This window comes from Rhizobacter sp. P3_B12 (assembly GCF_056402895.1).
Map to the genome: position 1 here is coordinate 1 of NZ_JBFUGN010001296.1, position 1,389 is coordinate 1,389.

General features: G+C 72.9%; 2 protein-coding genes. Both read right to left on the minus strand.

The annotated features are described in order from the left end of the window. On the minus strand, positions 1-793 hold a 793-nt coding region (locus AC1D01_RS34665; protein WP_477874043.1), incomplete at its 3' end, for a sigma-54-dependent transcriptional regulator. Further along, on the minus strand, positions 790-1,389 hold a 600-nt coding region (locus AC1D01_RS34670), incomplete at its 5' end, for a sensor histidine kinase (RefSeq protein WP_477874045.1). The genes AC1D01_RS34665 and AC1D01_RS34670, both read right to left, overlap by 4 nt.

Genomic DNA, 1,389 nt, shown 5'->3' on the forward strand with positions numbered 1-1,389 from the left:
AGCGCAACAGCTTCACCTGCATCGGCGGCGGCATCTCGCCGACCTCGTCGAGGAACAGCGTGCCGCCGTGCGCCGCCTCCACCAGCCCCGGCTGGTCGCGGTACGCGCCGGTGAAGCTGCCCTTCATGTGGCCGAACAGCTCGCTCTCGAGCAGCTCGGCCGACAACGCGCCGCAATGGATCGCGACGAACGGCCCGTTCTGCCGCGCACTGCAGGCATGCAGCGCGCGCGCCACCAGCTCCTTGCCGGTGCCAGTGGGCCCCAGCACCAGCACGCTGACGCCGGTCTGCGCGACGCGCCGCACCATCGCCCGCAGTTGCGCGGTGGCCGGCGCCTGGCCCACCATGCCGAGGTCGTCGGTCGCCTGCGTGCTGCGCAGCGTGGCGATCTCGGCATCGAGCCGCGCCTTGCGCAGCGCCCGCGCGACGACGAAGCGCAGCATGTCCGGGTCGATCGGCTTGGTGAGGAAATCCCACGCCCCCAGCTCGGTGGCGCGCAGCGCGAGCTCGTGCTCGCCGTGGCCCGTCAGCACGATGACCGGCACGCCGGCGAAGCGCGGGATCAGCTCCAGGCCGATCTCGGGGTCCATGTGCGGCGGCATCGCGAGATCCAGCAGCACCAGCTCGGGCCGCTGCCGCGCGAAGGCCTCGAGCGCCTGCTCGCCGTCGCCGGCCAGCGTGACCTCGTGGCCCAACCCGCGCAGGAAGCTGCCGCCGAGGCGCTGGAACGCAGCCTCGTCGTCCACCAGCAGCACGCGCCCCGCCTCGGGCGCGGTGTCATCGGTATCGCTCATGTCGTCCTCGGAAATCTCAATGTGAAACACGTCCGCCATGGCGCCCGCTCGGTCAGCGCCACGCTGCCGCCGTGCGCGTTCATCACGCGCGCGACGATCGCGAGGCCGAGCCCGGTGCCGCCCGGGCTGCGCGACGCGAACGGCTCGAACAGCCGCTCGCGCACCTCGGCCGGCACGCCCGGGCCGTTGTCGCAGACGTGCAGCAGCAGCGCATCGGCCGTGGTCTCGGCGTCGATGTGCACGCCGGCGCCGTCGTGCTGCGCATCCGCAGCTGCGGTGCGCGCGTTCTCCACCAGGTTGGTCAGCGCCTGGTCGACGCGCCGCGCATCGGCCTCGACGATCAGCTCGCCGTCCAGCCCCGGGCCGAGGCTCAGCGCCGGCAGCCGGCGCGCCGCGGTGCGCACGTGCGCGGCCAGGTCGATCGGCGCGGTCACGAGCTTCCAGGGCTTGGCGTAATCGAGCAGGTCGCGCGTCAGGTGCGAGATGCGCGCGACCTGGTCAGCCACCTCGCGCCGGGTCTCGGCGGGTGCCATCGCCACCGCCATCGAGATGATGTTCAACGGGTTGCGGATGTCGTGCGCCACCGTGGCCGCCAG